7 protein-coding genes are annotated in these 6,344 nt (G+C 68.2%); 5 read left to right on the top strand and 2 right to left on the bottom strand.

The genetic code is table 11. The features are described 5' to 3' along the window. Positions 1–577, bottom strand: a 577-nt coding sequence (locus QQK83_RS18510; RefSeq protein ID WP_284266824.1) for an MFS transporter, incomplete at its 3' end; no start/stop codon positions are given. 4 nt (positions 578–581) lie between these two features. Continuing rightward, the gene (locus tag QQK83_RS18505; protein WP_284266823.1) at positions 582–1,457 is read right to left on the bottom strand and encodes a hypothetical protein; all 876 of its coding nucleotides are present in this window, start codon (positions 1,455–1,457) and stop codon (positions 582–584) included. A 162-nt stretch (positions 1,458–1,619) separates the two neighbouring features. Between QQK83_RS18505 and miaB the strand changes: the two genes are divergently transcribed. The 5 genes from miaB to QQK83_RS18480 all read left to right on the top strand — a co-directional run. Then, positions 1,620–2,945, top strand: a complete 1,326-nt coding sequence (gene miaB, locus QQK83_RS18500) for a tRNA (N6-isopentenyl adenosine(37)-C2)-methylthiotransferase MiaB (protein ID WP_284266822.1) — start codon at positions 1,620–1,622, stop codon at positions 2,943–2,945. Between the two features lie 289 nt (positions 2,946–3,234). Further along, positions 3,235–3,744: an OmpA family protein gene (locus QQK83_RS18495; RefSeq protein ID WP_284266821.1), complete on the top strand. Its 510-nt coding sequence runs from the start codon at positions 3,235–3,237 to the stop codon at positions 3,742–3,744. A gap of 13 nt (positions 3,745–3,757) precedes the next feature. Then, complete coding sequence (locus tag QQK83_RS18490) at positions 3,758–4,084, top strand: hypothetical protein (RefSeq protein ID WP_349816248.1); 327 nt, start codon at positions 3,758–3,760, stop codon at positions 4,082–4,084. Positions 4,085–4,268: 184 nt separating this feature from the next. Next, positions 4,269–5,276, top strand: a complete 1,008-nt coding sequence (locus QQK83_RS18485; RefSeq protein ID WP_284266820.1) for a PhoH family protein — start codon at positions 4,269–4,271, stop codon at positions 5,274–5,276. Positions 5,277–5,286: 10 nt separating this feature from the next. After that, positions 5,287–6,344 (top strand): FAD-dependent oxidoreductase (locus QQK83_RS18480; RefSeq protein ID WP_284266819.1); only part of this gene is annotated, 1,058 nt, incomplete at its 3' end.

Below are 6,344 nucleotides of genomic sequence, written 5' to 3'. Positions count from 1 at the left end.
CCTCGAGCCGGGCGGCGGCCAGCCGGTGCAGCGGCAGGACCAGCGCCAGCACCAGCGCGGCCAGAACCCAGACCGCCATGCGCCAGCCCCCCGTCGCGGTGACCGCCGCGGTCAGCGGGTAGGCCAGCGTCGAGGCGAAGCCCGCCGCAAGCGTGATCGCCGTGATGTCCGCCCGCGCGCGCGCGCCCCGCGCCCGCGTGACCATCGAAAAGGTCGCGTCATAGAGCGTTGCCGCCATCATCAGGCCCAGCCACGCCCAGACCGCGTAGAACTGCCACAGCTCGGTCACCTGCGTCAGCGCAGCCAGCCCGGCCAGCGCCCCCACCACGCCGAAGGTCATCGCGCGGGGCGCAGCACCCCGGTCGATGATCCGTCCCATGTGGGGCGCGGCCAGACCCTGCACCGCGAGAGCGAGGCTGAAGGCCCCCATCGTTGCCGTTGCGGACCAGTCGAATTCCGCCTGCCAGTGCAGCACGAGGGCGGGAAAGCTGTAGAAGATCGCGGCCCAGATCAGCGTCTGCGACAGCATGAAGGCCAGGATCGGCGGGTCGCGCCATGCGGGCGGCGCGGGGCTCATGCGCTCAGAACCATTGCCCCGGTTCCATCAGCCCCAATTCCATCAGCTGCAGCGAGGACCAATGGAACGGGGTCGAGCGGTGCCAGCGGAAATCGCTGATGTCGTGGCGCGAGCCGGGATTGGTGCGCAGCGCCTTGGCCACGCGGAAGGAACAGATCGCCGCCGTCAGCGAATGGTGCCACGGGCAGGCGTAGGTGTTCATCTCCTCGTCCGACAGCGTGTGATCCTCGCGCAGGCGAAGGCCGGGCTTTGCCTGGAACAGGCCGACCCGGTCGATCTTGCGCTTGGGTTTGGCCACATGCTCTTCGAATCGCCAGCGCAGACCCCCGTAGAAGTTCAGCTGCCGCTCCTTGGGGTGGCCGGTCTCCTCGTCGGGGCGGGCTTCGGCGTAGTAGCCGGAACTGTCGAGCATGGCGTTGTCGAGCGACACGGCGTCCGGGTAGGTCCGCAGATTGGGCGCATAAAGGTCGACCACGTAGGTCAGGATCGCCGTGCGCCGTTCCTCCAGCACCCAGGTCACCATCTCGCCGACGCTGCGGTCCTCGCAGAACGGGTAGAACAGGTATTCGCCGTTGTAGCAGTAATGCAGCCACTGGCCGGGCATCTTCTCGATCAGCTGGTTCACCGCCGCTTGCGCGGCACCGGGCGCGCGGCTGCGTGCGCGGATGACGTGAAGCTGCGTCTTCGTGCCCGCGGGCAGGGGGCGCAGCTCGATCTCGGGCGGGGCAAGGACGAAGATGTGCCGAAAGCCCAGCGAATGCACATGCTCGATGGTCGAGGCGACTTCGACCCGGTCCTCGGCGATGACAAGCGCCGCGGGGCCCTTGCCGAACTGGCCGGGCGTCGCATTGGCGAACTGGTCCAGACTGTCGAAATCCATGTGTGCCGGCCCTGCCGGGCTGCCCTTGTGCTGCCTCGCGGCGGAGTGTGGCCCGACCCGCGGGCGAATTCAATCGCAAGGGTCGGTTGATGCAGACGGATGGCCCGTGTACATGCCGCAGGTCAAGATCCCCTTGAACGGACCGATGGCGGGGCGCACGCGATGACCGAGGCCAAGAAGCTTTTCGTCAAGACCTATGGCTGTCAGATGAATGTCTATGACAGCGAACGCATGGCCGAGGCGCTGGGCGCACAGGGCTATGAGCAGGTCGACACGCCCGAGGCGGCGGACATGATCCTGCTCAACACTTGTCATATCCGCGAGAAGGCGGCCGAAAAGCTTTACTCCGACCTTGGCCGCCTGAAGCCGCTGCACGAGGAAAAGCCGGACCTCAAGATCGGCGTGGCGGGATGCGTGGCGCAGGCCGAGGGCGAAGAGATCATGCGCCGCATGCCCATCGTCGATCTTGTGGTCGGGCCGCAGACCTACCACCGCCTGCCGAAGATGATGGAGGCGCTGGACCGCGGCGAGCGGGCGCTGGACACGGATTTTCCCGAGGAGGACAAGTTCGCCCATCTGCCCAAGGACCGGCGCGCCAAGCGCGGGCCGACCGCGTTCCTGACGGTGCAGGAAGGCTGCGACAAGTTCTGTTCCTTCTGCGTCGTGCCCTACACCCGCGGGGCCGAGGTCAGCCGCCCCGCCGAGCGTCTGCTGCGCGAGGCGCGCGAGCTGGTCGAGCGCGGCGTGCGCGAGATCACGCTTCTGGGTCAGAACGTGAACGGCTATCATGGCCTTGGCGCGGATGGCGCGGAATGGGGCCTTGCGCGGCTGGTGCGCGCGCTGGCCGAGGTCGAGGGGCTTGAGCGCATCCGCTACACCACCTCGCATCCCAACGACATGGAGGATGACCTGATCGCCGCCCATGGCGACTGCGACAAGCTGATGCCCTACCTGCACCTGCCGGTGCAGTCGGGGTCGGATCGCATCCTCAAGGCGATGAACCGCAAGCATACCGCCGAAAGCTACATCCGCCTGATCGAGCGCATCCGCGCGGCCCGGCCCGACCTTGTCCTGTCGGGGGATTTCATCGTCGGTTTCCCCGGCGAGACCGAGGCGGATTTCCAGGCGACGCTCGACCTGGTGGCCGAGGTCGGCTACGGCAGCGCCTATTCCTTCAAGTATTCCGCGCGTCCCGGCACGCCGGCCGCCGAGCGTGCGCCGGTCGATCCCGCCGAGGCCGATGACCGTTTGCAGCGTCTTCAGGCCGTGCTGACCGAGCAGCAGCGCGCGACGCAGGCCGGCATGGTCGGTCGCAAGGTCCGGGTCCTGTTCGAAAAGCAAGGCCGCGAGCCGGGGCAGATCGGCGGCAAGTCCGAGTATCTGCACGCCGTCCACGTGGACGGCCCCGACCGCCTGATCGGCGAGATCGCCGCGGTCGAGATCGTCGAGGCGCGTCCGAACTCGCTCCTGGGCCGTCTGGTTTCCTGATCGGCGCAGACGGGCGCGCGCGGCCTGAGGATTGTTTCCACTCGCGCCAACCGCGGGCCTCGGCAGCGCGTTTGTCTCCGACGCGGAAACTCTTTGGTTAAAAATCCTCTTCCTTTGCGCGCGCATGGTGCTATCGTGCCGGAATAAATGGTGTTTTCGCCGGGGCTCTGCCAAGCCCGCTGATCGGGGCGGATAGACACGGTTACCAGTGGGGGATTTTGATGTGATCACCGGATTGTCACGCTACGTTTCGCGTGCGGCATGCGGTGCGGCGGCCCTGGCCGCAGCCATGGCGCTAGTGCCCTCCTCGGCCTTGGCCCAGCAGAGCGTCACCATCACCGGCCGGGTGGAGCCCGGCATCTGGATCGACCCCGATGGCTGCATGCACTGGGTCGCGGATGGGGGTGCCGAAGGCTACATGGAAGGACGTGTGAACCCCGTCAACGGCATGCCTGTTTGCCTGAACGTGAACACCTGCGCCGTCGCCAACAACGATGTGCTGTTCCACACCGACAGCGCCCGCCTGACCCCGGCGGGCCGCGCCTACCTCGAGCAATTCTTCCGCTCGGCCGGGGCCTTCGCCTACGCGATCTACGGGCACACCGACAGCCGCGCTTCGGATGAATACAACATGCGCCTCAGTCAGAACCGCGCCGCCGCGGTCGCGCAGGTCGCCCGCGCCTCCGGGGCGCGCGTGGCGCGCGAGATCGGATATGGCGAGCGCCGCCCGGTGGCCTCGAATGCCACGGCAAGCGGCATGCAGCAGAACCGCCGCGTCGAAATCGTGTGTTACCGCTGAGGGGGATGGGATCATGATCAACATCATCAAGGGCGGTGCGCTGCTTCTGGGGGTTCTTGCCGTTGCAGGCTGTGTCAGCGGGAATTCCTCGGGGCCCCGCGTCGTGGCGATCGGCGAGGACCGCGGGTTCGATAGCGGCAGCCTGAGTCAGCTCGAATCGGGCATCTACATCGACCCCGACGGGTGCCATGTCTGGATGATCGATGACGGCCTCGAGGGCTACTGGTCGCGCCGCCGCGACCCTGTGTCGGGCCTCCCGGTCTGCACCAACGTGGCGCCGCCCAACTCGATCGTCGGCGACTTCCGCGCAGGCAGCAACCTGTCCGACCTCATTCCCTGACGCCGCGCGCCGCGCGAGGGGGTGGGGGCGGACCCACGGCAACAACGGGCATCCTCGGGTGCCCGTTTCCTGTGCGCCGGATCGCATCATCAAGAAACTTCGGTGACGGTCGCCACAACCTGTTGCGTTGTGCGTGGTGCGTTGCCACAGTCGGGGAAGGTCCAACCCCAAACCGGAGCGTGATTTGGCGATCACCCCCCTCGCGGCCCCCACAGGCGGCACACCGGTCGAGCTTTCGCTCGAATTTCCCGACAACCGGCTTCTGATCGAGCTGTGCGGCGAGTTTGACCGCAACCTCGCCCAGATCGAGCATCTGCTTTCGGTTCATGTCCTCAGGCGCGGCAACCAGCTTGCCGTGCTGGGCGATGCGCGCGAACAGGCGGCCGAGGTGTTGCGCAAGCTCTATGCGCGGCTCGAATCGGGTCGGGGCATCGAACCCGGCGACATCGACGCGGCCGTGCGCCTGCGCGGCGCGGACGAGGGCACCGGCTCGCGCGACGGCGACCAGATCGAGATGTTCCAGCGCGGCGCGCTCGAGATCGGCACCCGCAAGAAGACGGTCGAGCCCCGCACCGAGGCGCAGCAGACCTACGTCCGGAACCTCTACCAGAACGAACTGGCCTTCGGCATCGGCCCGGCGGGCACCGGCAAGACCTATCTCGCCGTCGCGGTCGCGGTGAACCAGATGATCAACGGCCATGTCGACAAGATCATCCTCAGCCGCCCCGCGGTCGAGGCGGGCGAGCGGCTTGGCTTCCTTCCCGGCGACATGAAGGAAAAGGTCGATCCCTACATGCAGCCGCTCTACGACGCGCTGAACGATTTTCTTCCCGCGAAACAGCTTCAGAAGCTGATCGAGGAAAAGACGATCGAGATCGCGCCGCTGGCCTTCATGCGCGGGCGGACGCTGTCCAACGCCTATGTCGTGCTCGACGAGGCGCAGAACGCGACCGGCATGCAGATGAAGATGTTCCTGACCCGCCTCGGTCAGGGCAGCCGCATGGTCATCACCGGCGACCGGAGCCAGGTGGACCTGCCGCGCGGCGTGACAAGCGGCCTGTCCGAGGCCGAGCGCATCCTGAAGGATGTGAAGGGCATCAGTTTCAACTATTTCACGGCAAAGGACGTCGTGCGGCACCCGATGGTCGCCCGGATCATCGAGGCCTACGACGCCGACAGCCCGGCAGCGTGAGTATGGTGTCATGGCGGGACGTCGCCGTTTCCTGGGTCTGACGGCGGCGGCTCTTGCCGCGCCGATGGTGGTGCGCGCGCAGCCCTTGCTCGATGTCGAGGTGGCCGTGATCGGCGCGGGCGCGGCCGGCATTGCCGCAGCCCGGCAGCTGATCGCGTGGGAGTATGACGTGGTTCTCCTCGAGGCGCGCGAGCGCGTCGGCGGGCGGGCCTGGACCGATGGCGGATCGCTCGGTCTGGCGTGGGACCGCGGCGCGCAATGGCTGCACAACGGCCGGGCCAACCCGCTCAGGGTCGAGGCGCGGGCGCTGGGACTGGCCCTGACCGACAGCGATTATGACGACATGCAGGTGACCCGCGGCACGGACGGCGCGGATGACGGCGCGCGCGACGCGCTCTTCGGCGCGCTCGAGGCGCTCGACGCGCGGATGGAGCGCGCCGCCCGGACGGCGCGGCCCGGTGCGACACTGGCCGAGATCGCCACCGGCGACAGCTGGGACAGGGCCGCCCTTCAGCTCTCGGCGGTTTCGATGGGCGGCGACCCCGACGAGGTGTCGCTGATGGACACCATGCTGCTCGAAAGCGGCGATGACGTGCTGGTCGCGGGCGGAACCGGCGGTCTGTTGCGGGGGCTTGCGCACGGTCTTCCGGTGTCGCTCGGCCATGCGGTCACGACGATAGACCTGCGCCCGGCCGATCACGTGGTGATCTCGGGCCCCTTCGGCACGCTGCGCGCCGGGGTGGCGTTGGTGACGCTGCCGCCCGCCGTGCTGGCCAGCGGGGCCGTGCGCTTCACCCCCGGACTGCCGGACCGCAAGCGCGACGCGCTGGCCGCACTCGGCCCGGCGGAGTTCGTCAAGGTGGGGCTGCGCCTGCCCGCCGCGCTGCCCGATGCCGCCGAGTTCGCGGTCGATCTCGCCGCCTTCGAGCGCGGGCAGGCCGCGCTGCTGCACATCGACCCGAGATTGCCGGTGGCCTCGGTCATCTTCGCCGGGCGGCACGCCGCCGCCCTGCGCCACGAGGGGCGGCGGGCCGTGGCCGAGGCCGCCCGCGCGGTGCTGCGTCACCA

Source organism: Roseicyclus amphidinii (assembly GCF_030163755.1).
GTDB lineage: Bacteria > Pseudomonadota > Alphaproteobacteria > Rhodobacterales > Rhodobacteraceae > Roseicyclus > Roseicyclus amphidinii.
The sequence above is the reverse complement of the archived record's forward strand: the minus strand, read 5'-3'. Positions and strand labels throughout refer to the sequence as shown.

What these genes read in the sequence shown, in the direction of transcription:
- miaB (WP_284266822.1), top strand. Translation starts at nt 1,620, where the DNA reads ATGACCGAGGCCAAGAAGCTTTTCGTCAAGACCTATGGCTGTCAGATG.
- QQK83_RS18495 (WP_284266821.1), top strand. Translation starts at nt 3,235, where the DNA reads ATGGCGCTAGTGCCCTCCTCGGCCTTGGCCCAGCAGAGCGTCACCATC.
- QQK83_RS18505 (WP_284266823.1), bottom strand. Translation starts at nt 1,457, where the DNA reads ATGGATTTCGACAGTCTGGACCAGTTCGCCAATGCGACGCCCGGCCAG.
- QQK83_RS18490 (WP_349816248.1), top strand. Translation starts at nt 3,758, where the DNA reads ATGATCAACATCATCAAGGGCGGTGCGCTGCTTCTGGGGGTTCTTGCC.